At 73.3% G+C, this 24,561-nt stretch carries 28 protein-coding genes; 13 read left to right on the forward strand and 15 right to left on the reverse strand.

Annotation, left to right across the window (positions count from 1 at the left end):
• Positions 1-12 precede the first annotated feature (12 nt).
• A complete protein-coding gene (locus ACFV9J_RS05555; protein WP_385350251.1) occupies positions 13-780 on the forward strand; it encodes an SDR family NAD(P)-dependent oxidoreductase in 768 nt (255 codons plus the stop codon).
• 275 nt (positions 781-1,055) lie between these two features.
• Here the strand turns inward: ACFV9J_RS05555 and ACFV9J_RS05560 are convergent, their stop codons facing one another.
• Complete coding sequence (locus ACFV9J_RS05560) at positions 1,056-1,310, reverse strand: hypothetical protein (protein WP_385350254.1); 255 nt, start codon at positions 1,308-1,310, stop codon at positions 1,056-1,058.
• A 1,021-nt stretch (positions 1,311-2,331) separates the two neighbouring features.
• On the opposite strand from ACFV9J_RS05560, the gene ACFV9J_RS05565 reads away from it, so the two are divergent.
• A complete protein-coding gene (locus ACFV9J_RS05565) occupies positions 2,332-4,113 on the forward strand; it encodes a hypothetical protein (RefSeq protein WP_385350256.1) in 1,782 nt (593 codons plus the stop codon).
• A gap of 6 nt (positions 4,114-4,119) precedes the next feature.
• Here ACFV9J_RS05565 and ACFV9J_RS05570 read toward each other — a convergent pair whose 3' ends face one another.
• Complete coding sequence (locus ACFV9J_RS05570) at positions 4,120-4,482, reverse strand: hypothetical protein (protein WP_385350258.1); 363 nt, start codon at positions 4,480-4,482, stop codon at positions 4,120-4,122.
• 356 nt (positions 4,483-4,838) lie between these two features.
• Positions 4,839-5,804 (reverse strand): pirin family protein, encoded by a 966-nt coding sequence (locus ACFV9J_RS05575; protein ID WP_385350260.1) that lies wholly within the window; start codon positions 5,802-5,804, stop codon positions 4,839-4,841.
• Between the two features lie 158 nt (positions 5,805-5,962).
• Here ACFV9J_RS05575 and ACFV9J_RS05580 point away from each other — a divergent pair, with 158 nt between their 5' ends.
• Complete coding sequence (locus ACFV9J_RS05580) at positions 5,963-6,310, forward strand: tetratricopeptide repeat protein (RefSeq protein ID WP_003977977.1); 348 nt, start codon at positions 5,963-5,965, stop codon at positions 6,308-6,310.
• A gap of 43 nt (positions 6,311-6,353) precedes the next feature.
• Complete coding sequence (locus ACFV9J_RS05585) at positions 6,354-7,010, forward strand: peptide deformylase (RefSeq protein ID WP_385351303.1); 657 nt, start codon at positions 6,354-6,356, stop codon at positions 7,008-7,010.
• 61 nt (positions 7,011-7,071) lie between these two features.
• On the opposite strand, the gene ACFV9J_RS05590 is transcribed toward ACFV9J_RS05585, so the two are convergent.
• Complete coding sequence (locus ACFV9J_RS05590) at positions 7,072-8,505, reverse strand: dihydrolipoyl dehydrogenase family protein (protein ID WP_385350263.1); 1,434 nt, start codon at positions 8,503-8,505, stop codon at positions 7,072-7,074.
• 120 nt (positions 8,506-8,625) lie between these two features.
• Here ACFV9J_RS05590 and trxA point away from each other — a divergent pair, with 120 nt between their 5' ends.
• Positions 8,626-9,021, forward strand: coding sequence for a thioredoxin (trxA, locus tag ACFV9J_RS05595; RefSeq protein ID WP_121713859.1), 396 nt, complete (start codon positions 8,626-8,628; stop codon positions 9,019-9,021).
• A gap of 19 nt (positions 9,022-9,040) precedes the next feature.
• Here the strand turns inward: trxA and ACFV9J_RS05600 are convergent, their stop codons facing one another.
• Entirely contained in the window at positions 9,041-10,075 is a 1,035-nt protein-coding gene (locus ACFV9J_RS05600) for a LacI family DNA-binding transcriptional regulator (protein WP_385350266.1), read from the reverse strand.
• Between the two features lie 72 nt (positions 10,076-10,147).
• On the reverse strand, positions 10,148-10,852 hold the full coding sequence (locus ACFV9J_RS05605; protein ID WP_385350269.1) for a TetR/AcrR family transcriptional regulator: 705 nt from the start codon (positions 10,850-10,852) through the stop codon (positions 10,148-10,150).
• A 139-nt stretch (positions 10,853-10,991) separates the two neighbouring features.
• Between ACFV9J_RS05605 and ACFV9J_RS05610 the strand changes: the two genes are divergently transcribed.
• Positions 10,992-11,555 carry an NAD(P)H-dependent oxidoreductase gene (locus ACFV9J_RS05610; protein ID WP_003977971.1) on the forward strand — a complete coding sequence of 188 codons (564 nt, stop codon included), beginning with the start codon at positions 10,992-10,994 and terminating at the stop codon, positions 11,553-11,555.
• A gap of 60 nt (positions 11,556-11,615) precedes the next feature.
• On the opposite strand, the gene ACFV9J_RS05615 is transcribed toward ACFV9J_RS05610, so the two are convergent.
• The gene (locus tag ACFV9J_RS05615; protein WP_385350272.1) at positions 11,616-12,521 is read right to left on the reverse strand and encodes a LysR family transcriptional regulator; all 906 of its coding nucleotides are present in this window, start codon (positions 12,519-12,521) and stop codon (positions 11,616-11,618) included.
• Positions 12,522-12,662: 141 nt separating this feature from the next.
• Between ACFV9J_RS05615 and ACFV9J_RS05620 the strand changes: the two genes are divergently transcribed.
• Positions 12,663-12,866, forward strand: a complete 204-nt coding sequence (locus ACFV9J_RS05620; protein ID WP_385350275.1) for a hypothetical protein — start codon at positions 12,663-12,665, stop codon at positions 12,864-12,866.
• Positions 12,867-12,888: 22 nt separating this feature from the next.
• On the opposite strand, the gene ACFV9J_RS05625 is transcribed toward ACFV9J_RS05620, so the two are convergent.
• Positions 12,889-13,596 (reverse strand): SDR family NAD(P)-dependent oxidoreductase, encoded by a 708-nt coding sequence (locus tag ACFV9J_RS05625; protein ID WP_385350278.1) that lies wholly within the window; start codon positions 13,594-13,596, stop codon positions 12,889-12,891.
• Positions 13,597-13,697: 101 nt separating this feature from the next.
• Here ACFV9J_RS05625 and ACFV9J_RS05630 point away from each other — a divergent pair, with 101 nt between their 5' ends.
• Positions 13,698-14,537, forward strand: coding sequence for a helix-turn-helix transcriptional regulator (locus ACFV9J_RS05630; RefSeq protein WP_385350281.1), 840 nt, complete (start codon positions 13,698-13,700; stop codon positions 14,535-14,537).
• A gap of 19 nt (positions 14,538-14,556) precedes the next feature.
• On the opposite strand, the gene ACFV9J_RS05635 is transcribed toward ACFV9J_RS05630, so the two are convergent.
• Positions 14,557-15,507, reverse strand: coding sequence for a TerC family protein (locus tag ACFV9J_RS05635; RefSeq protein WP_385350284.1), 951 nt, complete (start codon positions 15,505-15,507; stop codon positions 14,557-14,559).
• A gap of 148 nt (positions 15,508-15,655) precedes the next feature.
• Between ACFV9J_RS05635 and ACFV9J_RS05640 the strand changes: the two genes are divergently transcribed.
• Positions 15,656-16,879, forward strand: a complete 1,224-nt coding sequence (locus ACFV9J_RS05640; protein WP_385350287.1) for a polysaccharide pyruvyl transferase family protein — start codon at positions 15,656-15,658, stop codon at positions 16,877-16,879.
• Between the two features lie 14 nt (positions 16,880-16,893).
• Positions 16,894-18,330, forward strand: coding sequence for an FAD-dependent oxidoreductase (locus ACFV9J_RS05645; protein ID WP_385350290.1), 1,437 nt, complete (start codon positions 16,894-16,896; stop codon positions 18,328-18,330).
• Positions 18,331-18,342: 12 nt separating this feature from the next.
• On the opposite strand, the gene ACFV9J_RS05650 is transcribed toward ACFV9J_RS05645, so the two are convergent.
• From ACFV9J_RS05650 to ACFV9J_RS05670, 5 genes are all read right to left on the reverse strand, one after another.
• Positions 18,343-19,392 (reverse strand): RNA polymerase sigma factor RpoD/SigA, encoded by a 1,050-nt coding sequence (locus tag ACFV9J_RS05650; RefSeq protein ID WP_385350293.1) that lies wholly within the window; start codon positions 19,390-19,392, stop codon positions 18,343-18,345.
• Between the two features lie 25 nt (positions 19,393-19,417).
• Positions 19,418-19,672, reverse strand: coding sequence for a DUF6343 family protein (locus ACFV9J_RS05655; protein WP_385350295.1), 255 nt, complete (start codon positions 19,670-19,672; stop codon positions 19,418-19,420).
• Positions 19,673-19,684: 12 nt separating this feature from the next.
• Positions 19,685-20,110, reverse strand: coding sequence for a CBS domain-containing protein (locus ACFV9J_RS05660; protein WP_385350298.1), 426 nt, complete (start codon positions 20,108-20,110; stop codon positions 19,685-19,687).
• A gap of 95 nt (positions 20,111-20,205) precedes the next feature.
• Positions 20,206-20,634: a PPC domain-containing DNA-binding protein gene (locus ACFV9J_RS05665; protein WP_385350300.1), complete on the reverse strand. Its 429-nt coding sequence runs from the start codon at positions 20,632-20,634 to the stop codon at positions 20,206-20,208.
• Between the two features lie 44 nt (positions 20,635-20,678).
• On the reverse strand, positions 20,679-21,059 hold the full coding sequence (locus tag ACFV9J_RS05670) for an IclR family transcriptional regulator C-terminal domain-containing protein (RefSeq protein WP_385350303.1): 381 nt from the start codon (positions 21,057-21,059) through the stop codon (positions 20,679-20,681).
• 117 nt (positions 21,060-21,176) lie between these two features.
• Here ACFV9J_RS05670 and ACFV9J_RS05675 point away from each other — a divergent pair, with 117 nt between their 5' ends.
• Both ACFV9J_RS05675 and ACFV9J_RS05680 read left to right on the forward strand, forming a co-directional pair.
• Positions 21,177-21,302 carry a hypothetical protein gene (locus ACFV9J_RS05675; RefSeq protein WP_385350306.1) on the forward strand — a complete coding sequence of 42 codons (126 nt, stop codon included), beginning with the start codon at positions 21,177-21,179 and terminating at the stop codon, positions 21,300-21,302.
• Positions 21,303-21,316: 14 nt separating this feature from the next.
• Positions 21,317-21,439, forward strand: a complete 123-nt coding sequence (locus ACFV9J_RS05680; protein WP_385350309.1) for a hypothetical protein — start codon at positions 21,317-21,319, stop codon at positions 21,437-21,439.
• 33 nt (positions 21,440-21,472) lie between these two features.
• Here ACFV9J_RS05680 and ACFV9J_RS05685 read toward each other — a convergent pair whose 3' ends face one another.
• The gene (locus ACFV9J_RS05685; protein WP_385350312.1) at positions 21,473-23,455 is read right to left on the reverse strand and encodes a BTAD domain-containing putative transcriptional regulator; all 1,983 of its coding nucleotides are present in this window, start codon (positions 23,453-23,455) and stop codon (positions 21,473-21,475) included.
• A gap of 216 nt (positions 23,456-23,671) precedes the next feature.
• On the opposite strand from ACFV9J_RS05685, the gene ACFV9J_RS05690 reads away from it, so the two are divergent.
• Positions 23,672-24,550 carry an alpha/beta fold hydrolase gene (locus ACFV9J_RS05690; protein WP_164275907.1) on the forward strand — a complete coding sequence of 293 codons (879 nt, stop codon included), beginning with the start codon at positions 23,672-23,674 and terminating at the stop codon, positions 24,548-24,550.
• The last annotated feature ends 11 nt before the right edge of the window (positions 24,551-24,561 follow it).

Here is a 24,561-nt window from a genome sequence, read left to right on the forward strand (position 1 = left end):
GGAGCCACCGTCATGAACCCCGCCTACGACTTCACCGGCCAGGTCGCCTTCGTCACCGGCGCCTCCTCCGGCATGGGCCTGGCCACGGCCCGCGCCTTCGCCGAAGCCGGGGCGGCCGTCGCCCTCGCCGACATCAACGAGGACGCCGTCAACGCCGCCACCAAGCAGCCCGCCGACGACGGCCACCAGGTCCTCGCGCTGGTCTGCGACGTCACCGACGAGGACCAGGTCGCCGCCGCCGTCGACCGCACCGTCGAAGCCTTCGGGCGGCTCGACATGGCCTACAACAACGCCGGGATCATGCCCCCGCCCACCGACGCCGCCGACGAAAGCGCCGAGCAGTTCTACCGCGTCCAGGGCATCAACCTGCGGGGCATCTGGGCGAGCGTGAAGCACGAACTGCGCCACATGCGCACCCAGGGCAGCGGCGCGATCGCCAACTGCTCCTCCCTCGGCGGCCTCGTCGGCAACCCCGGCCGCGCCGCCCACCACGCCTCCAAGCACGGCGTGATCGGCCTGACCAAGAGCGCCGCCCTCGAATACGGGTCGCGCGGGGTGCGGGTCAACGCAGTGTGTCCCGGCACGATCAGCACCCCGATGGTCGACGCCATGGTCGAGGGCGGGGAACTCGACCGCTCCCAGGCTGAAGGAGGCCAGGCCATCGGCCGCCTCAGCACTGCCGACGAGATCGCCCAAGCCGTCATGTGGCTGTGCAGCGACAGAGCCGGCTACGTCACCGGCATCGCCCTGCCCGTCGACGGCGGTTACACCGCCCAGTGACCACCACAGACAAGTACGGCCCAGCACCTTCTCGTGCAGGCGGATTTGCGAAAGTCTCTTCCCCACTGGGAGACCACAGAGCCAGGCCCGCTGAGACGAGCCGCTGTGCTGTCAGCCCCGTCCACGCACCGAAAGTGGCCAGATCTCATGAGCGATGGCCACCCCGTGGCCACTTGGCCACGGGTCTGAGACGAACTGGTCAGCTTGGCCACTCTTTCGAGTGCATCAGGCGTGATGCCAGCGTCCTATGGACAGTCTCCTAGCGGCGCGCCTCCTCAGCCACCGGCCGCCAGGGGACCCGCACGCGGGACTGCCGCCTGGTCCGCGTCGGCGAACGTACGCAAACCGACGATGAATCGCGCCACAATCTCTGCGTGGATCAGGAGATAGCGGCGATAGTCACTGGCGTGTTCGGTTTGGTGGGAGCCGCCATCGGCGGTGCCTCGGCGGCCTGGGGTGCCCGAACGGGTGCAGAGCGAACTGCGCGGGCCACGCATCAGCAGGTGCGCGACCAGGCCGACGCCGAGCATGCTCATTGGCTACGGCAACAACGTCTCGAAGCCTACGAAGGCTTCATGCGGGCTTACGACGGCTTCGCGCGTGTGGCCACCGAGAGCCTCCGAGCCTCTGAGGAACGGCGGTCACGAAGTGATCAGTCCGATCGTGAGGCCCACGTCTCGGAGGGCCTGCCCTCAGCGAGCGAGCTGGACGCGATAGGGGCCCAAGTGCGCGCGATGGAAGAGCAGGCCGCACGCATCTCGGTCGTCGGCCCTTCAACTGTGGATGAGCGCGCGGCACAGCTGACGAGAGCCGCGGGAGTCGAACACCAACGGTATGTCGCCCTACGGGAGCGTCCCTCGGATGAGCTCCATCAGCGGGACGTGGCCTTGGACGAAATACGAGCACAAACAGGACACCGAAAACGATTCCTGGCCGCTGCCCGACAGGCCCTCGGTGCCCTGCCAGACCTCGGGGCGCGAAACCAGCAGCATCGCTGATCTGCGCTGCAGGCTGGACCTGGGCAACCAGTCCCGTTCTGCGCGGGCTGAACCCTCTCCGTCGGCATACAAGTCGGTAACGATCGGCCCAGTGCTGAAAGGACCTCTAGTGCCCCCATCCGCCACGTCACGAACAACCACCGCGATGCAAACACACAGCTCAACAGCCTGCCGAGTCAGCGAACTCAAGATACTCCAGGGGAAGCCCGGCCACGTCAGATTCTCGTCGACAAGCGGCTCGCCCGGGATGCGGGCATACTCCGACTCCGCTCGCTCGCGGCCCATGGAATCGCGCCGAGTCCTTGAGGAAATGCCACGCTCGTGAGACTGAGCGTTTTCCAACCTCACGCTGATGAGTGGTGAAGGACGATGACAGCCTTCACCACATCGGTGATGCGGTTGGTGCTCGCCGCGGCAACGGATCTTGGCGTGGGTGGTGTTGTAGCAGCGCCTCCACCGCTTGAGGCGGCGGCCACGAAACGGGGACCCTTCTTCACCCTGATGGTCGTCTTGGGCTACGGTCGTGCCCCGTGTCTGCGAGGGAGTGGTGCTGATGCCCCGCCATGTACTGGCCGCGATGGGCATGGACGGCAGGGAAATCGCGCGCGAGGAGCGCCCCGCCGCGCCATCGCTCGCATGGGTCGCCGCGTACGGCGATCTCCATGCCTGCGACTACGTGACCGTCTCCCAGGGGGCGTCCGTCGCGCTCTACGCCCGCGATCCCGGAGGCACGTGGGACGCTGTGAGCCCCGGGACCGACGCGGTGACCGCCGACGAGATGCGCCTGTGGTTCGAGCTCACCCACCACTATCCGGGCCCGGACGGGGCGGACCCGGGCCATCCGCTGGGCAGGGCCCCGCAACCGGGTGCGATCGGACGCATCGACGAGCGGCGCGCCATCGCCCTGGTCCAGGAGCACATCACCACCGGTGGCCTGGACTACCCGCCCCAGGACCTGGTGGCGGATCGGTTCGCCGCGGGCTGGAGCGTATACGCGCCCGTCGACGTCGACGACAGCGATCCCATGGCATTCCTCGACATGCCCGTCGGCCGTTCGGTGTTCATGGTCGGCGACACGGGGCGCATCAAGGAGGTCACCTCCGCGGTCCCGCCCGAACAGGCCGACGCCCTGTTCACCGCGGAGGAGGCCTTCGTACGGCGTCCGCCCGCCGAGGAGGCATTCATGAACGACCTCAAGGCGGAGTTCGAGCGCCTCGATGCCCGGTCCGGGCAGCCGGGCGCGATCACCGACTTCACCGTCGTCGGCACCCCGCCCGAGGACGTGACGGCGGCCCGCGTGACCGCGCTGACCGACGAGATCGCCCGCCAGCTGGCGCTGTGCGGACCACAGCGGTGGGAACGCATGGTGGCGGCATTCTCCTGCGCCGTCTCCGCCGAGACGGCCGATCTGTGCTTCTGGCAGCACGAACGGCCCATGGAGGCACGAGTGCCGGAGCAAATAGCCCTCCTCGTACGCCGCCAGCGTCACCTCGCGGCCGCCATGCCGGCCGGACCGTGGCTGCGTCTGATGGTCGCCGTCACCAAAGGGCCCGGCGGCCAGGCCCAGGTCTCCACCCAGTACGACTACGGTGACGAACGGCTCCCCGACGGGCAGTTGCTCGCCCCCACGCACTACCGCAACGACCTCGCCGCCTACCCACGGGCCGAAGTACCGGCGTGGCTGCGGGCCTATGCCGGGGCGAACGGTCGGCGCACCGCATCCCCGCGCACGGCGCCCGGGCGATCCGCGCCCCCGCGCCAGGAGGCTCCCGAGCGCCCCTTCGTGGACAGTCCCGTCGGCTGGACGACACACGTGGTCGCCGACCAGCAGCGGATCACCTACGGCCGGGACTCGCTGACCTGGGAAGAGATCGAGTGGGTCCGGTATCCCGTCTCGCGGACCAAACACCTGGGCTTCCTGATCCCCTCCACCTACACCAATACGTACACGTTCGGCGTAGGCAGATACGGGAACTCACCCAAGAGCCTGGGAAATCTGATCTGGAGCAAGGGCGGTAAGCGGACACAGGCCCCCGAAGCGTGGCTGGCCCTGGTCGAGTTCGCGCAGCGCGTCCTCGAGCCCCGACTGCTCGCGGAGCGCCTCGACCAGATCCGGCGCGGCGGGTCGTTCACCATCGGCGAGATGCGCGTGCACCGCGGCGGGCTCACGCTGCGCGGGGTCATGGAGGCCGATTGGGGTTCGCTCACGGACGTCAAGGTCGCGGACGGCCTGGTGTGGATCCATGAACGGGGCAGGCAGCAACCGGTGAGGGTGTCCCTCGACAGCGCCAACGCCGCACTCCTGCCCCGCATCGTGGCAGCCATGGCAGGCTGAGCGCCGCTATCCGTGCAGACGTCCCGAGACCTGCGTGATCTCCTCGGCACCTAGCGGGTACGGGCTGCCGTACAGCAGCGGACCGGCGACGACCGCGGGACCGGTTACGGGCGCCGCGCCGTGATCGGCCAGGAGCCGGCTGGCAACGGGGTTGGGCGGGCCGGAGCGTGCCCGACCCGGGCCGTCCTCGGTGTACCAGAGGGTGAGCTCCTCACCGAGCTTGGTGGAGCGTATGTGCTCCGAACCGAGAAGACGAGCGACCTCCTGCACGAGATCCATCCCGTACGAGGCGGTCTCTACTTGCTGGATGCCCCTGTCGGACACGAGCAGCAGGCCGGACGTCGCCTTGTTGCGCTTGAAGAGTCCCATCCCGCCACTCTACGGACGCGGCCACTTCACCTGCCACCCTCTTCCTTGGCCCCGTCACGCGTCGGCCCCTCCCCGCGCGCGGTCCTCCTGGCAGTGCGCACCTGTGGAGCCCTGAATTTCGCCCGACGGGGGAGAGCCTTCGCGAATCCGGCTCCTCTGAAAGCGAGTTGGGCAGTCCGGCGCAACGACGAGGCTCCTGATTTACGGGTTCTCGACCAAGATCGCCCGTGTCTGCCAGGAGCTTCGCATGCTTGTCTACCCGTCCGCCATCGATCTCTCCAGCCGCACCCTGCGGCACCTCGACATAGGGCGGCCGCCCCGCTGGCCGTCACCAGCCTGTTAGCCGTTCTTGCAGGTCAACGGGACCTTCCACGAGGCTTCAGCGGGACTGCCGGTAGCGCGGGTGCGGCCAGCGGAGCCCCGTCGTACCCCTTGACCTCCCCGAAACGTGTCCCTTCCGTCCAGTCCCGCCGGGCCTGAACGATCTCCTCCTGCGACCGTCCGATCCAGTTCCAGAACATGATCAGCTCCTCCTCGAACGGCTCGCCGCCCAGGAGCATCAGCCCCGCGTCCGAGTCGGCCCGCAGGGGCAACTCGTCGCGGCCGCAGCCGAGGTAGAGCATCGAGCCCGGCACCAGGGGCACGCCGTCGACGTGGGCCTCGCCGCTCATGGCCAGTACGGCGTACTCGAAGTCCCGTTCCAGCGGCAGGCGTACGTCCGTGCCGCCGGTGAGGGCCAGGTCGGCGCCGACGAGGGGGGTGTACGTGGTGCCGGGCGAGGTGGCGGTGTCGAGGGTGCCGAGGAGCACGGTGGCGGCCAGGCCCGGGGCGGTGACCCGGGGCAGCTCGGCGTGGAACTCGAAGTGGGGGTCGGTGTGGCGGTGGGCGTCCGGGAGGGCCACCCACAGCTGCGCGCCGTGCAGGAGGCGCGCGTGCGGGCGCGGGCTCTCCTCCGAGTGGCTGATCGCGCGGCCGGAGGTCATCAGGCCCAGCTGGCGCGGGCGGATGGTCTGCAGGCTGCCGGTGGAGTCGCGGTGCACTACCTCGCCCTCGTGCAGCCAGCTCACCGTCTGCAGGCCCATGTGCGGATGCGGTGGCACCTGCATGCCGGGCTCGTCGGCGATGTCGTCGGGGCCGTAGTGGTCGACGAAGCACCAGGCGCCGACCATGCGCCGGCCCAGGTTGGGCAGCAGTCGGCGGACCTCGGTGGACTCGCCGAGCTTGACGTTGCGAGGGCTGAGGAGTTCCCGTACGGGCTCGGTCACCACGAAGCCGCGGCCGCCGCAGAGACTGGGCACGGCCTCGCGATCAAGGTTGCTCATGCCGCCCAACCTAGACCCGGCGGGGCCTTCGCGTCAGACGGACCGCGGGCCGTCACCGTGGCGGGCGACGGTGTCGCCACGAGTACCTCCACTCGCGCCTATCAGTAGTGGAATGTTCAACCGTGTGGCGTGGTTGCAGGGGCCGGAGGAGGTTTCCAGTGGACATGACGTACTACGACCACGGAACGCCGGCGGAGCGCTGGGAGCGCGCGCGGATGTTCTTCGACGCCAAGGACTACGCCGCCGCGGCGCGCGTCCTGGACGGACTGGTCGCGCAGGTGCCCGAGCAGACCGGCCCCCGGCTGCTGCTGGCGCGCTCCTACTACCACTCGGCCCAGCTGCGGCGGGCGGAGGCCGAGCTGCGGGTCGTCGTCGAGCGCGATCCGGTCGAGCACTACGCCCGGCTGATGCTGGGCCGCACCCTGGAGCGGCAGGGTCGGCAGGAGGAGGCCGACGCCCAGTTGCGGATCGCCTCGGCCCTCGCGGGCGACTTCGCGGAACTCTGAGCGGGAACTCGGAGCGTGGCATCCTGACGCGATGGCAACCGCGATGGGAACTCCGAGTGATCGTGCCCCGCTGGCCCGGCGGGTCGAGGAACTGCTCGCCGTCGGCGGCCCGTTGCCGATCGTCGCGGCCGGTGACCCGGTGCTGCGGCGTGCGGCCGAGCCGTACGACGGGCAGTTGGCGCCCGCGCTCTTCGAGCGGTTCGTCGAGGCGCTGCGGCTGACCATGCACGCGGCGCCCGGCGTGGGCCTGGCCGCGCCGCAGGTCGGGGTGGGGCTGCGGGTCGCGGTGATCGAGGATCCGGCGCCGGTGCCGGACGAGGTGCGGGTGGCGCGGGGGCGGGTGGCGCAGCCGTTCCGGGTGCTGGTGAACCCGTCGTACGAACCGGTGGGCGCCGGGCGGGCCGCGTTCTTCGAGGGCTGTCTGAGCGTGCCGGGCTGGCAGGCGGTGGTGGCGCGCCACGCCGAGGTGCGGCTGCGGGCGCGGGACGAGCACGGCCGGGCGGTGGACGAGGTGTTCGCGGGCTGGCCGGCCCGGATCGTGCAGCACGAGACGGACCACCTCGACGGCGCGCTGTACCTGGACCGCGCCGAGCTGCGCTCGCTGGCCTCGAACGCGGCGATGGCGGAGCTGTGGTCCCAGCCGACGCCGCGGCGGGCGGCGGCGGCGCTGGGATTCGAGCTGCCCGGCCCGACGGCCTGACCGCCCGCCCGCACGGACGCGCGGCACCGCCCGCCGGGTCCTGACCGGGCCGGCCGGTCCGTCAGTTGTCCCGGTACGTCTCCAGCAGCCTCAGCCACACCTCGCTGATCGTCGGGTACGACGGGACCGCGTGCCACAGGCGGCTGAGCGGAACCCGGCCGGCGACGGCGATCGTCGCGGAGTGGATCATCTCGCCGACGCCCGGGCCGACGAAGGTGACGCCGCGGACGATCTCGTCCTCCAGGTCGACCACCATGCGGGCGCGGCCCTTGTATCCGTCGCCGTACAGGCTCGACCCCGCCACCGCGATGGGCACGTCGACGGCGCGGACCCGGTGTCCCGCCTGCTCGGCCTCGGCCAGGGTCAGGCCGACGGACGCGGCCTCGGGGTCGGTGAACACCACCTGGGGGACGGCGTCGTGGTCGGCGGTCGCGGCGTGCGCGCCCCAGGGGTCGGACTCCAGGATCGGCACCCCGGAGGCGCGGGCGGCGATGGCGGCACCGGCGATGCGGGCCTGGTACTTGCCCTGGTGGGTGAGGAGGGCGCGGTGGTTGACGTCGCCGACGGCGTAGAGCCAGTCGCTGCCCTCCACGCGGAGGCTGTCGTCGACCGGCAGCCAGGAGCCCGGCTTCAGGCCGACGGTGTCCAGGCCGATGTCGCCGGTGCGCGGCGTCCGGCCGGTGGCGAAGAGGATCTCGTCGGCCTCCAGTCGGTCGCCGGTGTCGGTGACGGCCACGACGGTGCCGTTCTCGCGGGTGACGGACTCGACGGAGACGCCGGTGCGGATGTCCACGCCGGCTTCGGTGAGCGCCTCGGCGACCAGCTCCCCGGCGAACGGCTCCATGCGGGCGAGCAGGCCGCCGTCGCCGCGCACCAGCATCGTCACCCGGGAGCCGAGGGCCTGCCAGGCGGTGGCCATCTCGACGGCGACGACTCCGCCGCCGACGACGATCAGCCGGCCGGGCGCGCGCTCGGCGCTGGTGGCCTCGCGGCTGGTCCAGGGGCGTACCTCGGCGAGTCCGGGCAGCGGGGGCAGGGCGGCGGCGCTGCCGGTGCAGACGGCGACGGCGTGCCGGGCGGTCAGGGTCCGGCGGGTGCCGTCGGGACCGGCCACCTCCACGGTGCGCGGTCCGGCGAGCCGCCCCTGTCCGCGGTACAGGTCGGCGCCGATGCCCTCGACCCACTGGACCTGGCCGTCGTCCTTCCAGTGGGAGGTGAACTCGTCGCGGCGGGCGAGGACGGCCTGCGCGTCGAGGGGGTCCCGGACCTCCTGGGCGAGGCCGGGCAGGCGGCGGGCGTCCGCGCGGGCGAGGACCGGGCGCAGCAGGGCCTTGCTGGGCATGCACGCCCAGTAGGAGCATTCGCCGCCGACCAGTTCGCTCTCCACGATCGCGGTGGACAGTCCGGCCGCCCGGGTGCGGTCGGCGACGTTCTCGCCGACGGGGCCCGCGCCGATCACGACGACGTCGTACGTGAGGGAATCCGATTGCGTCATGGGGTCAGTCTGGTGGGTGGTGTGCGACGTGGCCACATGGGTACGTGCGCGGAATACCCACCAGGTCGGCAGTGTTGTGCCGACGGCTTCTCCCCCGAAACCAGGAAGAGGGATCACCTCATGACCAGCACCGTGGAACTCACCAAGGAGAACTTCGACCAGACGGTCACGGACAACGAGTTCGTGTTGATCGACTTCTGGGCGGAGTGGTGCGGTCCGTGCAAGCAGTTCGGGCCGGTCTACGAGAAGGCGGCGGAGGCCAACCCGGACCTGGTGTTCGGCAAGGTGGACACCGAGGCGCAGCCCGAGCTGGCGCAGGCCTTCGGCATCAGTTCGATCCCGACGCTGATGATCGTGCGGGAGCAGGTGGCCGTGTTCGCGCAGCCGGGCGCGCTGCCGGAGGCGGCCCTGACCGACGTGATCGGCCAGGCCCGGAAGCTGGACATGGACGAGGTCCGCAAGGCGGTCGCCGAGCAGCAGGCGCAGGCCGGGCAGAACGGCCAGGAAGGCCAGTAGCGGGCGGTTCGGCCGCCGGTCAGCTCGACTCCCGGTGCACCACCGTCGCGCCCAGCACCTTGTGGCGTTCGGGCGCGGCGCCGGGGTCGTGCACCGCCCGGTCGACGAGTGCGGCCAGGTCGCGGCCGGCGGGCAGTTCCAGGTGGACGGTGCTCAGCCGGGGCCGCAGCAGCCTGCCCAGCATCAGGTCGTCGGCGCCGATCACGGCGGCGTGGCCGGGGATGTCGAGGCCCTCGTCCTGGAGGGCCCGCATCAGCAGCATCGCGTACTCGTCGTTGTACGCGAACACCGCGTCGAGCCCCAGGGGGCGCCAGCGCGCCGCGAGGCGGGCGGCGTCCTCCTCGTCGTAGGCGAGGGGCAGCTCGGTGACGGTGGCGTCGGTGCCGGACACGGCCTCGCGGGCGCCCACGAGGCGTGGCGCCGAGAAGACGTCCAGGCCGCCTTCGGCGGGCACGACGACGCCGATTCTGCGGCGTCCGCGGTCGTACAGGTGGCGGGTCGCGCCGCGGCCGACGCCCGCCTGGTCCGTGAGCAGCGCGTGCGCTCCGTCGACGGCCTCGGGGCCGAGGGTGACGACCGCCCGGGCGCCGGAGCGTTTGAGGACCTCCACGCCCTGCGGGCCGAGGTCGGAACCGGGTGCGAGGACGGCGACCGGGCGGAGTTCGGCCCAGGCGCGGGCGGCCTCGTCGCCGCGCAGGCCGACGGTGCCGTACTGCACGACGGTGTAGTCGAGGCGGCCGAGCGCCCACTGGAGTTCGCTGAGGAACCGGCTGTAGAGCGGGCCGGCGGGGAAGGACGGCGCCGGCATCAGGACCATCCGGCTGTGCCCGGCGCGCAGTGAGCGGGCCGCGGCGTGCGGGACGTAGCCGAGTTCCCGGGCGGCCTCGCGGACGCGGCGGCGGGTGGGTTCGCTGATCCGTACGGTGCCGGTGTTGTTGAGGACGTAGGAGACGGTCGCGCGCGACACACCGGCCAGGCGGGCCACATCGGCGCTCGTCGGCACGGAGCGCGGTGCGGAGGGGTCGCAGGGCGGTGGATTCGGTATCTGCACCATGACGTACGGCATCCTGGCAGAAGCCGGGCGGGAGGCGTCGGGCGGGGCAACGCCGTCCGCGGCGTACGGAGTTCAGGCCGACGGCGCGACGGCCGGGGGCACGGCCCCGGGGGCCGGGGTGTCGGTGCGGGTGACCCGCGCGACCAGGTCGAGCCAGCCCTCCCGCACGCGTTCGGCGGGCAGCCCGCACTGCTGGGTGAGGTGGTGGATCAGGGCGGCGTCGAGGTAGGCCATGAGGGTGTGCGAGAGCAGTTCGCTGTCGGCGTCCGGCACGGCCTCGCGCAGCAGCAGGGCCACGTGGTGGCGCAGGAAACGGCGCGGCGGGAAGGTGTGGCGGCGTTCGGCGCTGGGTTCCCCGGCCAGGAGGAGGTCCAGTTCGTCGATGGAGCGGCGCAGCAGCGCGCAGCCGAAGGCCCGCAGCCGCTCGACCGGGGGTGCGCCCGGGCCCAGGGGCGGCGGACCGCTCAGGAGCGCGGCCTGGAACTTGCGCTCCGAGTGGTCGAGCAGTGCCGCGAGGAGCCCGGTGCGGTCGCCGAAGCGGCGGAAGACCGTGCCCTTGCCCACGCAGGCCGCGGCGGCCACCGCCTCCATGGTGAGGGCGCCCGCGCCGTGCTCGGCCACCAGCCGCTCGGCGGCCTCCAGGAGCCGGGCGCGGTTGCGCGCGGCGTCGGCGCGCAGGCACGGCTCGTCCTCGTCGATCCCGGTGCCGAGTTGCAGCAGCTCGGGCGGACCGGCGTTCTCCTGGGGCTGCGGGAAGGGCGGCGGGGCGGCGGACATGAAGCCAGCGTAAAGCATCGGGAAGAGAACTGGACCGCGGTCCGTTTGAGATGTTAGAAATTAAACGGACCCCGGTCCGGATTGTTACCGCAGTGTTTCGGCACGCCTGCCGACACGTGTTCCAGCAGTGGGAGTACTCATGTCTGTCCGCATCCTTGCGCTCGTCGGCAGCCTTCGCGCCGGTTCGCACAACCGTCAGCTCGCCGAGGCGGCCGTCAGGTTCGCCCCGGAGGGCGCCGAGGTGCAGCTGTTCGAGGGGCTCGCCGAGATCCCCTTCTACAACGAGGACATCGACGTCGAGGGCAGCGTCCCGGCCGCCGCCGCGAAGCTGCGCGAGGCCGCCCAGGGCGCGCAGGCCTTCCTGCTCTTCTCGCCCGAGTACAACGGCACCATCCCGGCCGTCCTGAAGAACGCCATCGACTGGCTGTCCCGCCCGTACGGCGCCGGCGCCTTCACCGGCAAGCCGGTCGCCGTGGTCGGCACCGCCTTCGGCCAGTACGGCGGCGTGTGGGCGCAGGACGAGGCCCGCAAGGCCGTGGGCATCGCCGGCGGCAAGGTGATCGAGGACATCAAGCTGTCCATCCCCGGCTCGGTGACCCGCTTCGCCGAGACCCACCCGGCCGACGACGCCGAGGTGGCCGCCCAGCTGACCGAGGTCGTGGCCCGGCTGCACGGCCACGCGGACGAGGCCATCGCCGCCTGACCGGCGCGAGAGCACGTCGTACGGGACCGGAGCTCGGCCGAGCTCCGGTCCCGCCGTGTGTCAGTCCACCGCCGCGGCGGCCAGCGTGCGCAGTTCCTCCAGCGCCGCCGCGACCGCCGCGCGACGGTGCCCACCGCTGCGTGTGCAGGTCAGCAGTTTGCGGTGCGGCCGGCCGGCGCAGGGCACGCGGACGATCCGCAGCTCGGGGGTGAGCCGGGCGAGCCGGGGCACCAGCGCCACGCCGAGCCCGTGCGCGACCAGGTGGGCCGTGACGTTCCAGTCCACCGCGAGATGGACCACGTCGGGGGTGAACCCGGCGGCTCCGCAGGCCGCCACCATGTGCGTCCGGCAGGGACTCTGCGGCAGCGGCGCGATCCAGGCCTCGTGGGCCACGTCGGCGAGGTCGGCCTGCGCCCGTCCGGCCAGCGGATGGTCCACGGGGACGACCAGGTCGAACGGCTCGTCCAGGAGCGGCCGCTGCTCGAAGCGCGGGTCGGCCGAGGGCGGGCTGACCGGAGTCGCCTCCACCACCGCCAGATCGCTCTCCCCCTCGAAGAGCAGGTCGAAGCTCTCCGCCACCTCGACCTCCCGGATCCGCACCGACAGCCGGGGGTGCCGCTCGCGCAGCCGGGCCGCCATCGGGGCCAGCAGGACGGCGACGGCCACCGGGAACCCCGTCACCCGCAGCGGTCCGGCCGGGGCCCCCTCCCCGGCCCGCAGATCCTGTTCCGCCTCGTCCCAGCGGGCCTCGATCGCGTCGGCGTGTTCCAGCAGGCTCTCCGCGGCGGCGGTGAGCCGCACCCCGCGCCCCTGCGGCTCCAGCAGGTCGACGCCCAGGTCCCGGGCGAGCTGCCGGATCTGCTGGGAGGCGGCCGAGGTGGTGAAATGCAGGGCGCGGGCCGCCGCGGTGACGGTGCCGTAGTGGGAGACGGCCCGAAGCACGTGCAGCCTGCGCAGATCAATCATGAAGTGCACGCTTCACGGTGGAGTCCGTAAAGTCAACCTGGACGTGAACGGATCCGTGGCCGCACCCTGTCAGTGGCGCCACGGTGGGACCAGAAACCCACACCGGCATCCCGACGTACCACTGACGCACGAGGAGTCGCCATGCCCAGCACGACCGGTCTCGTCTGCCCGCACTGCGGGTGGCCCGACGGCGCCGAGCCCTTCCAGGTGCTGTCCGCGCACACCACCGCGGCGGGCGGCACCCTGTGGACCCGGTGCGCCTGCGGTTCGCTCCAGGCCCGTGTCGTCGACGGCCACGGCAGCCGCGTGGTCTCGCGCGGCAGGCCCACACCCGCCGGCTGCTGAGCGACTTGGGCGACTTGGGGCGCTACCAGGCCAGCGGGCCCGCCGCGTCGAAGTAGCCCCCGGTGGGTCCGTCCGGGCCCAGCCGGGCCATCCGGACGATCACCTCGGCGCCCTGGGCCACGGTCTGCGTGCCGGTGTTGCCGTTCAGGTCGGTCGCGGTGAAGCCGGGCTCGACCGCGTTGATCCGCATCCCGGGGAACGCCTTCGCGTACTGCACGGTCAGCGCGTTGACCGCGGTCTTGGACGCCGGGTAGGCGAGGCCCGGATAGCCGTACCCCGGGCTCTGCGGTGAGGTGAGCCCCGTCAGGGAGGCCAGGCCGCTGCTCACGTTGACCACGACGGGCGCGGCGGAGCGGCGCAGCAGCGGCAGGAACGCGTGGGTCACCCGCACCACACCGAAGACGTTGGTCTCGAAGACGGTGCGCAGCAGGTCCGCGGTCGTGCCCTCGGCCCCGGTCACGGAGTTGTGCTCGCCGCGCTGCTCGATGCCGGCGTTGTTGACCAGTACGTCCAGGCCGCCGCCGGCCGTCACGGTCCGCACGGCGGCGGCGACGGAGGCGTCGTCGGTGACGTCGAGGACGAGGGGCCGCGCGCCCAGTTCCTCGGCGGCGCGGCGGCCGCGCTCGGGGTCGCGGGCGGCGGCGTAGACGGTGTGGCCGGCGGCGAGCAGGCGGCGGGCCGTCTCGAAGCCGAGGCCCTTGTTGGCTCCGGTGATCAGTGTGGTCGTCATGGGGAAAGCCTGCGGCGCGCCGGGGCGGGCAGCCAGGCGTCCGGTCTTCCTGGGACCACGGGTACCAGGAAGACCGGACGTCCGCGGTGTTCACTGGGGGCATGACGGCTACGGAGTTCGGGCGGGCGCTGCGGCTGCGCAGGGACCGGGTCTCCCCCGAGGCGGCGGGGCTGCCGGCGGGCGGGCACCGGCGGGCGGCGGGGCTGCGGCGCGAGGAGCTGGCCCTGCTGGCCGGCATCTCCGTCGACTACGTCACCCGCCTCGAACAGGGCCGGGCGGCCAACCCGTCGGCCCAGGTCGTCGAGGCGCTCGTACGGGCACTGCGGCTGCCGGCCGAGGAGCGCGCGCATCTGTTCCGGCTCGCCGGGCTGGCGCCGCCGGGCCCCGGGACCGTTCCCGCGTACGTCCCGCCGAGCGTCCACCGGCTCCTCGACCGGCTGGCCGGCACCCCGGTGGCCGTGTACGACGCGATGTGGACGCTGTTGCTGGCCAACCCGCCCTACGCGGCGCTCATGGGTGATCCGTCCGAGTGGCACGGCCCGGAGCGCAACGGCGTGTGGCGCAACTTCGTCGGGCCGGGCAGCCGGGCCCGGTACACGCCGGGCGAACGCCGGTCCTTGGAGTCGGCGCTCGTCGCGGACCTGCGGGCCACCGCCGCCCGCTATCCGGCCGACCGGCGGCTCGGCCGGCTGGTCGCGGAGCTGCGCGCCCGCAGCGAGCGGTTCGCCGAGCTGTGGCGGGCGGACGCGGTCGGCCGGCACGAGGCCTCGCGCAAGACCATCGACCATCCGCGGGTGGGGCCGCTCGTGCTGGACTGCGACGTGCTCGGTGTGGCGGGCAGCGATCTGCGGATCATGGTCTACACGGCCGAACCGGACACCGCCGACGCGGAGCGGCTCGCCCTGCTCACGGTCCTGGGCACCCAGGAGCTGGTGGAGTAGCCCGCGCCGGTGGCCACCGTCATGCCCGCTCCTGCCGCCGTGTGGCCCACAGGCTGGTCGCCGTGGTGACCGCGAGGACCAGCACGATGAACCCGAGCGAGAAGGGGATGCCGATCTCGGGCACGTGGACGCCGGACTCGTGCAGGGCGTGCAGCACCAGCTTGACGCCGATGAAGCCGAGGATGACCGACAGACCGTAGGAGAGGTGCACCAGCTTCTTCAGCAGGCCTCCGATGAGGAAGTACAGCTGCCTGAGGCCCATCAGGGCGAACGCGTTGGCCGTGAACACGATGTACGGGTCCTGGGTCAGCCCGTAGATGGCGGGGATGGAGTCCAGGGCGAAGAGGATGTCGGTGAATCCGATGGCGAGCATCACGACCAGCATCGGGGTCATGACCCGCCTGCCGTTCTCCTCCACCCACAGCCGGGTGCCGTGGTAGCGGTCGGCGACGCCGAAGCGGCGCTCGATCGACTTCAGCAGCTTGTTCTCCTCGTACTCCTGCTCGTGCTCGTCCTTGCGGGCGTCCTGGATGAGCTTCCAGGCGGTCCAGATCAGGAAGGCGCCGAAGATGTAGAAGACCCAGGAGAAGGCGGAGATGATCGCCGCGCCGGCCGCGATGAAGGCGGCCCGCAGCACCAGCGCCACCAGGACGCCGACCATCAGCACCCGCTGCTGGTACTGCGAGGGCACCGCGAACTTCGCCATGATCAGGACGAAGACGAAGAGGTTGTCGACGCTCAGCGACTTCTCGGTGAGGTACCCGGCGAAGAACTCCCCGCCCGGCCCGCCGCCCCCGTACACGAGCAGCCCCACGCCGAACAGGCAGGCCAGGACCACCCAGACGGCCGTCCAGATCCCGGCCTCCCGCAGGGACACGTCGTGCGGCTTGCGCCCGATGAAGAAGTCGGCGGCGACGAGGACGCACAGGCCCGCGACGGTCAGCAGCCAGACGCTGAGGGTGACGTTCACCGGTGCTCCTCGTGCGGTACGGGTCGCGTACGGACGGTCCTTGATCAGGGTGTTTCCGGGATGCGGCGCAGGCAACCCGGCACGGTGCGCGGCTCCACGCGCCGAAACCGGCGCGCGCCGGCCGATTCCGACGTGACGGGAGCCCCCGATGCCCCTTCGGCCCTCGCCTCCCCACCCCGACCGCCGGGGCCCGCGCATCGGCGTGCTGGGTTCCTACGGCGGCTTCAACACCGGCGACGAGGCGATCCTGACCTGCGTGCTGGGCTGCCTGCGCGTCCGGCGGCCCCACGCGCACCTCGTCGTGCTGAGCCGGAACGCGGAGCACACCCGCGCCCATCACCCCGACGCCGACGAGGTGGTGCCCTGGGAGGGGGTGAGCCGCAACCACGTCCTCGATGTGCTGCCCGGCCTGGACCTGCTGGTACTGGGTGGCGGCGGCATCCTCTACGACGGCGAGGCGCGGCGCTATCTGCGGCTGGTGCGGGCCGCGCAGACCCGGCACGTGCCCACGTTCGCCTACGCCGTCGGCGCCGGGCCGCTCACGGACCCCGAGGACCGGGACGCGGTGCGCACGGTGCTGGCGGAGATGGACGACGTCGTCGTACGGGACGAGGAGTCGCGGCTGGTGCTGGAGGAGGTCGGCCTGGAGCGGGAGGTCGCGGTGACCGCCGACCCGGCGCTCCTGCTGGCTCCGGAGCCGTTCACCGAGGCGATGATGCGCGACGAGGGCATCCCGCCCGGCACCCGGCTGGTGGGGATGTCGGTGCGCGAACCGGGGCGGGCCGCCGAGAAGCTCGACGAGGGCGACTACCACGCGCTGCTCGCCGACGTCGCGGACTTCCTGGTCCGCCGGCTGGACGCGCGCGTGGTGTTCCTGCCGATGGAGCGGCACGACGTACGGCACGCGCACGCCGTGCTGTCCCACATGACCGCCCCCGACCAGGGCCGCATCCTGCACGGCGACTACAGCCCGGGGCAGGTCCTCGGCTTCATGCGGCATCTCGACGTGGCCGTGGGCATGCGCCTGCACTTCGTGATCTTCGCCGCGCTCACCGGCGTACCGGTGCTGCCGCTGCCGTACTCCGGCAAGGTCTTCGACTTCGCGCGCCGGCTGGGCGCCCCGGCGCTGGTGGGGGTGGCGCGGGAGCAGGCCGGGCTGCTGCTGGCGGAGGTGGACCGGTTGTGGGACGAGTATCCGCGGCGCCGGGAGGACCTGCGGGGCCGGATGGGCGAACTGTCCGCGTCGGCGCGGGAGACCGGCGAGCGGTGCGGGGCCCTGCTCGACGAGATCGGTGCCGCACGCGGGCCGGGCGGCGCCCCCGCGGCGGGTGCGGGCCCGTACCGCGCCGAGCCGCGGCCGCTGAACGCCTGACCGGAGGGTGAGCGATGCCGATCCTGGAAGAGCCCCACGAGTCCCGCACCGTCACCCTGCCGCCCCGCCCGGCCCGGCTCGGGGGCCGCTGCGACGTCCTGGTGGTGGGCGGCGGCCCCGCCGGCTTCGCGGCCGCGGTCGGCGCGGCCGACGCCGGGGCCGACACCGTGCTGGTGGAGCGGTACGGCTTCCTCGGCGGCAACGCGACCGCGGCGCTGGTGATGCCGCTGATGTCGTTCCACAACGAGCACGAGCAGGCCGCGTTCACCGAGGCCGGGGACACCTCGCGGCTGCTGCCCACCGACCACGGCGAGGGCGAGCCGGTGGTCGCGGGCGTGCTGTGGCAGTTGCTCGACCGGCTGACGGGCCGCGGCGGCTGTCTGCCGCCCTCCCCGAAGACCGGGTACACGGTCCCCTTCGACCCGGAGCTGTTCAAGTTCTGTCTGCTGGAGATGGCGGACGAGTCGGGGGTGCGGATGCTGTTCCACTCCTTCGCCTCCGGCGCGCTCCCGCTGGAGGACGGCTCGGGCCGGCGGGTGGTGTTCGAGACGAAGTCGGGGCCGGTGGTGATCGACGCCGGGGTGGTGGTGGACGGCACGGGCGACGGCGACGTGGCGGCGGCCTGCGGGGCGCCGTACGAGATCGGGCGGCCCGAGGACGGGCTGGTGCAGCCCATGACGCTGATGTTCCGCGTCGCGGACTTCGCCCGGCCGGACTTCGCCGCCTACGTGCGCGAGCACCCCGACCAGTGGCGGGGTGTGCACGGACTGTGGGACCTGATCGAGGAGGCCAGGAGGAACGGCGAACTGCGGCTGCCGCGCGAGGACATCCTCTTCTTCGCGACCCCGCACCCGCACGAGGTCGCCGTCAACAGCACGCGGGTGAACCGGGTCCTGGGCACCAGCGTCTGGGACCTCACCCGCGCCGAGTACACGGCCCGGCACCAACTGGCGCAGATCGACCGCTTCCTGCGCACCCGCGTGCCGGGCTTCGAGGAGTCGTACGTGGTGCAGAGCGGCACGCACATCGGCGTGCGGGAGAGCCGGCGGGTGCTCGGCGACCACCTGCTGACCGGTCACGACATCCTGGCGGCGCGCACCTTCCCGGACGTGGTCGCGCACGGCGCCTATCCGGTCGACATCCACAACCCGCGCGGCTCCGGCACCGTCCTCAAGCGGGTGCCGCGGGGCAGTTTCTACGACATTCCGCTGCGCTGTCTGCTGCCCCGGGACACCGACCGGCTGCTGGTGGCGGGCCGCTGCATCTCCGGGACGCACGTGGCGCACTCCTCGTACCGGGTGATGCCCATCGCCATGGCCACCGGTCACGCGGCCGGGGTGTGCGCGGCGCTGACCGTACGGCACGGCAGCGGGCCGCGCGGTCTGCCCTACCGGCTGGTGCAGCGGGAACTGCTCCGGCAGGGGGCGAGGCTGCGGACGGAGCCGCACTAGGTCAGGTCCGGGTCAGCTCGCCCAGTCGAGGAGGCGTTCGCGGTTCTCGGGGGCGCGCAGGTGGGCGAGGGACTCCTTCTCCAGCTGGCGGACGCGTTCGCGGGTGAGGCCCACGTGCTGGGCGACCTGTTGCAGGGTGCGGGGGCGGCCGTCGTGCAGCCCGTAGCGCAGGCTGAGGATCAGGGACTCGCGGGGCGCGAGGGTGCCGACGGCCTCCCGCAACTCCGCCGCGAGTGCCTGGAACTCGGCGACCTCCGGGGCGCGCAGCACCTCGGTGTCGGGGATGAGGTCGCCGACGACGGTGTCGCCGGTCTCGTCCACGGGGGTGTCCAGGCTGACCGCGTCCCGGCCCACCCTGCGCAGCCAGACGACCTTGTCCGCGTCGATGCCGCTCTCGGCGGCGACCTCCTCGGTGGTCGGCTCCCGGTCGAGGCCCGCGCGGAGCCTGCGTTCCACCTTGGCGAGCTTCTGGAGCTGCTCCACGACGTGGACCGGCAGCCGTACCGTGCGGGCGTGGGTGGCCAGGCCCCGTTCGATGGCCTGGCGGATCCACCAGGTGGCGTACGTGGAGAACTTGAAGCCCTTGGTGTGGTCGAACTTCTCCACGGCCCGGATCAGTCCGAGGTTGCCTTCCTGGATGACGTCCAGGAGCGGCAGTCCGCGGTGGGCGTGGCGCTTGGCCATCGACACCACGAGCCGCAGGTTGGCCCGCACCATGTGGTCCTTGGCCTCCTGGCCGTCGTGGACGGTCTCCTCCAGCGTGCGGCGCCGCCCGGGTGTGGGGGCGGGCTCGCCGGTGTCGGCCGCCTCCAGTTGCTCCCTGGCCCGGACTCCCGCCTCGATACGGATGGCGAGGCGGACCTCGTCCTCGGCGGTCAGCAGGGGGGTGGCCCCGATCTGGGTCAGGTACTGGCCGAGCAGGTCGGGTTCCTCGTCGGGTTCGGGGATCCGGGTGCGCAGCCGCGCGGTACGGGTGGTGGCGCGGCGGTCCTCCCGGGTGCGTGCCGTCGGTGTGCGTGCCGTCGGTGTGCGTGCCGTCGGTGTGCGTGCCGTGGGCTCCATGTCGTTTCCTCCGTCCCCTTCCGGATCACGGGCTTCCGGGCCCGCGTCCGCTTCTCAGCCGGCGGACCACCACCAGCAGGTCGGCGGCCGCCAGCAGGGTGAGCGCCGCGCACACCACGGCGACGACCACGAGCATGCCCCGGCCGGGACTGTCGCCGGGGGCGGTGTCCGCGGCCCACACGCCGAAGAACACGGCCCCCGCGAGGAACAGCGGCAGGAAGACCGCCGACAGCAGCAGTCTCAGCCGCAGGGCGCTCCGTGCGTGGACCGGCTCGCTCATGACGGCCCTGTGTCAGTGGCCGGGTGCGGCCCGGCTGATGTCCGCGAGCGCGGAGTGCGGGTCGTCGGTGGCGGCGAGGTCGCCCAGGGTGACCACGCCGACCGGGACACCGCCGTGCTCGACGACCGGGAGCCGGCGCACGGCGTGGCGGGCCATCAGCTCGGCCGCGCGGTCGGTGGTGTCGTCGGGTTCGAGGGTGACGACCGGCGGGGGCGTGCACACCGCGCCGACCGTGGTGGCGTCGGGGTCCCGCCCGTCGGCGACGCCGCGCAGCACGATGTCGCGGTCGGTGAGGACGCCGAACAGGTCGCAGTCGTAGGTCACCAGGACGTCGCCGACGTCCTCCTCGCGCATCAGCCGGGCCGCCCGGGCCACCGTCGTCATGGGCTCGACGGCCACCGCGGCCGGTGACATCACGTCTCGGATGCGCCGTGTCATCTCGCGCCTCCCGGGGTCGGTACGTGTCGGTACGGGACTGCCTGCGGGCCGCGTAGCCCGTACCGGGGCCGGTAAACCGTTCCGCGGCGCCGGGCTCAGCCGGGGTCGATCAGGGCCAGGCCGAGGTCGGGACGGTGGGTCTTGGCCAGCTCCGCCGGGCTGTCCCGGACGACGACCTCCAGGGTCGGCCAGACCCGGCCGGACAGCAGGTGGCCGCCGCGGGTGGAGCCGTCGGACAGGCCCAGTACGGCGTGCAGGTGCGGGGTGGGTCCGTCGTCGGCGACGGCGATGTCCCCGAGGAGGGACAGCACCTCGCACTGCTCCCGCACCGGGATGTGCCGGTAGTCCCTGGCCTGCCGGTCGAACCAGCCGACGACCGCCTGGGAGAAGGCGCCCACGGCGGTCACCTGGGAGGCCCCCAGGGACCGGTCGCGGGCGAAGGCGGTCAGCTCGGCGACCGCGTCCTCGCCCGGTCGAGCACCACCACGTACACCGCGGACGGGCCCTCCTGCACCTGCTGCCACTTCATGGCCCGGCGGGTACCCGGCGCGGGCCGGGGCAATCCCGGTCAGCGCCCCGGCCCGGGGCCCGCCGCGAGGTCCGCCTCCAGGGCCCGTGCGGCCGCGTTGAGCGTCGCCACCAGGGACGGCAGGCGGTGCGGGTCGTAGCGCACGCTCGGCATCGACACCGACAGGCCCGCCACCGCCCGGCCGCCCTCGTCGCGCACGGGGACGCCAACCGCGACCAGCCCGCGCTCGGAGCGCTCCTGGTTCACCGCGAAGCCGCTGCGGCCCACCCACTCCAGCTCGGCCCGCAGCGCGCCGAGGTCCGGGAGGTCGCCGGGTCGGTCGCGGTGGCGCTCGGGGGCGTACACGTCGGCCCGTTCGTCCTCGGTCAGCTCGGCGAGCAGCAGCAGTCCGGTCGTGGTGCGGTGGGCGGGGAAGACCATGCCCTCGCGGGAGCCGACCCGCAGCGCCTGGGTGCACTCCTCACTGGCGATGAAGCGGGCGGTGTCGCGGGTGCGGATGGTCAGGTTCGCCGTCTCGTTCAGGAGGCCGACGACCCGGTGCAGGTGGGGCAGGGCGGCGGCGCGCAGCAGGGAGACCTGGGAGCGGGAGTGCGCGGCCAGTTCCCGGACGAGCTGCCCGGCGGCGTCCGACCCGCGCTCGACGTACGGCTGAGGAGCGGCTGAGGCGCAACGCGATCATGCGGGAACGGGACGCCTACGACTACGGTTTCACGGACTGGGTGTACGGCCCCACGGCGCTGAGCCCCGACGAGGAGCCCGCGCCGTTCACGCCGATCCCGCTGGCCTCGGCACGCCTGTGACGATCACCGCCCCGCCGGGTCGCGCCGGCGCCGTCATGCCGCCAGGGCCCGGCGGATCGCGTCCAGCCAGCCGTCGACCGGCCCGAAGGTGAGCAGCCCGCTGCCCGCGCCCGCGAGTTCACCGGACGCGGGCAGCAGCCTGTCGTGGGTCCGCCGCAGCGCCGGACGGTCGGCGAGGGCGAGGGCGAGCGCGGCCTCGGCGCAGCACAGCGCCTCGTAGAGGAGGTCGGGCGGCGGTTCGGTCAGGGCCCGCAGGGCGCTTCGGGCCTCGGTGCGGCGGCCCTCGGCCAGCAGGGCGAAGGGCTCGGCCCAGGGCCGGTACGGTCCCCAGTCCGCACCCGGGTCCACCTGCGCGGGCCGGCCGTGGGACAGCCGCAGGCCGAGCAGCGCGAGTGGCAGGAGTCCGCGTTCCAGGCCGGGCATTCCCGCGCCGTCGAGCCGGGCGGCGGCCGACCGGTAGGCGGCCTCGGCGCTGTCGTGGGAACCGGCGGACGGGCCGGCGGTGGCGGCCCGGCGCAGGGCCAGGTACCAGGCGGTGAAGACGGCCACGAGGGGCCGTTCGTGCCGTTCGGCGAGGCGGTCCACGGCGTTCGCGTGTGCGTCGGCGGCGGTGAAGTCGGCGCCGGCCGACCGGGCCTGGAGCCGGATCAGCTGGCCGAGCACCTCGTAGTTGACCAGGCCGTGCCGGGCGCCGAGGGCGACGAGTTCGGCGCCGATGGTGTCCCGGCGCGGCGCCAGTCCGGCGCGGGTGCAGGACTGCATGAAGACGCCGTTGAGGGCGAACGCGAGCAGGGCGGGGTCGTCCAGGCGGCGGGCGATGCCCTCGGCCTCGGCGGCGGCCCGCGGCCCGCGCGGGGAGCGCACGCCCCGCGACTCCAGGGCGACCGTGGCCAGCAGACGGCAGCGTGCCGCCTCGGTGGTGGGGTCCTCGGGCAGGGCGCCGAGGGTGCGCTCGGCGGCGTCGACGAGGCGCCGCGCCAGTGCGGGGTCGTCGCTGCGGGTCCAGTTGGCGGGGACGTCGTAGGCGCCGATCACCCGGGCCGTCAGCTCCGCGTCGCCCGTCTCCTCCGCCGCCTGGACGGCCGTCATCCGGTGCTCCCGGGCGGCCTCCAGGCCACCGCCGCCGGTGACCGCGAGGCTCCGCAGCAGGCCGACGGTGGATTCCAGGCGGGCCCGGGAACCGGCGGCGACCGTGCGGTCGTACGCCTCGGTCGCGCGGGCCCACAGCCGGGCCGCCGCGTCCGCCGGTTCGCGGGGCGGGTCCAGGTCCGGGTCCTGGGCGAGGATGCCGGCCTCCAGGCGGCGCAGCCGCGGGCCGGGGTCGATGCCGAGCCGCCCGGCCAGCAGGGCGCGGGCCCGGCGCAGCACGGCGAGGGCGTCCGCCTGCCGTCCGGTCCGGTACAGGGCGAGCGCGAGCAGGCGCCAGGACTCCTCGCGCCAGGGGTGCTCGGTGAGGTGCGCGTCCAGGTCGGGGACCGCCTCGGCGGCGCGCCCGAGTTCCACGAGCAGCTCCGCGCGCCGCTCGACGGCGCGCAGCCGCAGCTCGGTGAGCCGGGAGCGTTCGCCGCGGGCCCAGTCCGCCGCGCCGAACTCGGCGTAGGCGGGTCCCCGCCACTCCCCCAGCGCCGCCCGCAGCCGCTCGGGGGCCTGAGCGGCCGGCAGCCGGTCCGCCTCGGCGACGGCGGCCTCGAAGCGCCACGCGTCCACGGTGTCCGGCGCCGCGCGCAGGGCGTAGCCCGGCCCCTCGGTGACCAGCAGCCGGGCGGGGGCGCGCGGCGGGCGGTCGGGTTCCAGGGCGCGGCGCAGGTCGCCGACGAAGGTGCGCACCGCTCCGACGGCCCGCGGCGGCGGGGCGTCCCACAGGTCCTCGACCAGGCGGGCGACGGGGACGACCCGCCGCCGGGCCAGGATCAGCCGGGCGAGCACGGCCCGGTGCCGGGGGCCCTTGAGAGCGAGGGAGTGGGGGCCGCGCCGGGCGGTGACGGCTCCGAGCACACCGAACGTGACCGCTTCCATGTCCGTCTTCCGTCCGCTCCGATCCGCCACCGCGTGTGCGATCACCACGGTACGCGTGCGGGCCGGTACCCGGCCGGTCGGCGGTCGGCTGCCGGCCGGCTGCTGATCGGTTGCTGATTCGGGCGCGGCAGCCTCGAAGGCGTCGCCAGGACGTGTGACACGAGCAGGAACAGAGAGGCGCTGACCACCATGACGACCCAGACCAACCAGTCCACCGTGGAACCGGCCATTCCCGGCTTCACCCGCGAACGCGTGACGGTCGCCGACGGCGTCGGCCTGCACGTGGCCGTCGGCGGCACGGGCAGCCCGGTCGTGCTGCTGCACGGCTTTCCCCAGACCCACCTGATGTGGCGGCACGTCGCCGCCGACCTGGCGGCCGACCACACGGTCATCTGCCCCGACCTGCGCGGCTACGGCGCCAGCGACAAGCCCGCCGACCCGGACGGCACCGCGTACGCCAAGCGGGCCATGGCCGCCGACGTGGTCGCCCTGGCCCGGGAGCTGGGGCACGAGCGGTTCGCGCTGGCCGGTCACGACCGGGGCGCGCTGGTCGCGGTGCGCGCCGGGCTCGACCATCCCGACGCGGTGACGCACCTGGCCGCGCTGGACGTGCTGCCGACGCTGGACATGTGGGACGTCCTGCACGGCACGACGGCGGCGGTGGGCTTCCACCTGTATCTGATGGCGCAGCCGCCGGGGCTGCCGGAGCAGCTGATCGGCGCCGCGCCGGACGCGTTCTTCGGTCACTTCCTCGACGTCTGGACCCGGGACCCGGACGCCCTGCCCGCCGACGTCCGGGCCGCCTATCTGAAGGCGTCCCGCGAGGCGGTGCCGTCCATCGTGGCCGACTACCGGGCCTCGGCCGGCGTCGACGTGGACCACGACCGGGCGGACCGGGAGAACGGCAACCGGCTCCGGATGCCGGTGACCGTGCTCCAGCAGGACTGGGGCGCCGCGCTCGGCTACGACGCCGCCGCGCTGTGGCGGGCGTGGGCCCCGGACCTGCGGCACGAGACCGTCGGGTGCGGGCACTTCATGGCGGAGGAGGCGCCGGACGAGGTCGCCGGAGCGTTGCGCGAGCTGCTCACCCGGTAGCGCCCGCCTCG

The sequence above is a fragment of the Streptomyces sp. NPDC059906 genome, assembly GCF_042730645.1.
GTDB lineage: Bacteria > Actinomycetota > Actinomycetes > Streptomycetales > Streptomycetaceae > Streptomyces > Streptomyces rubrogriseus.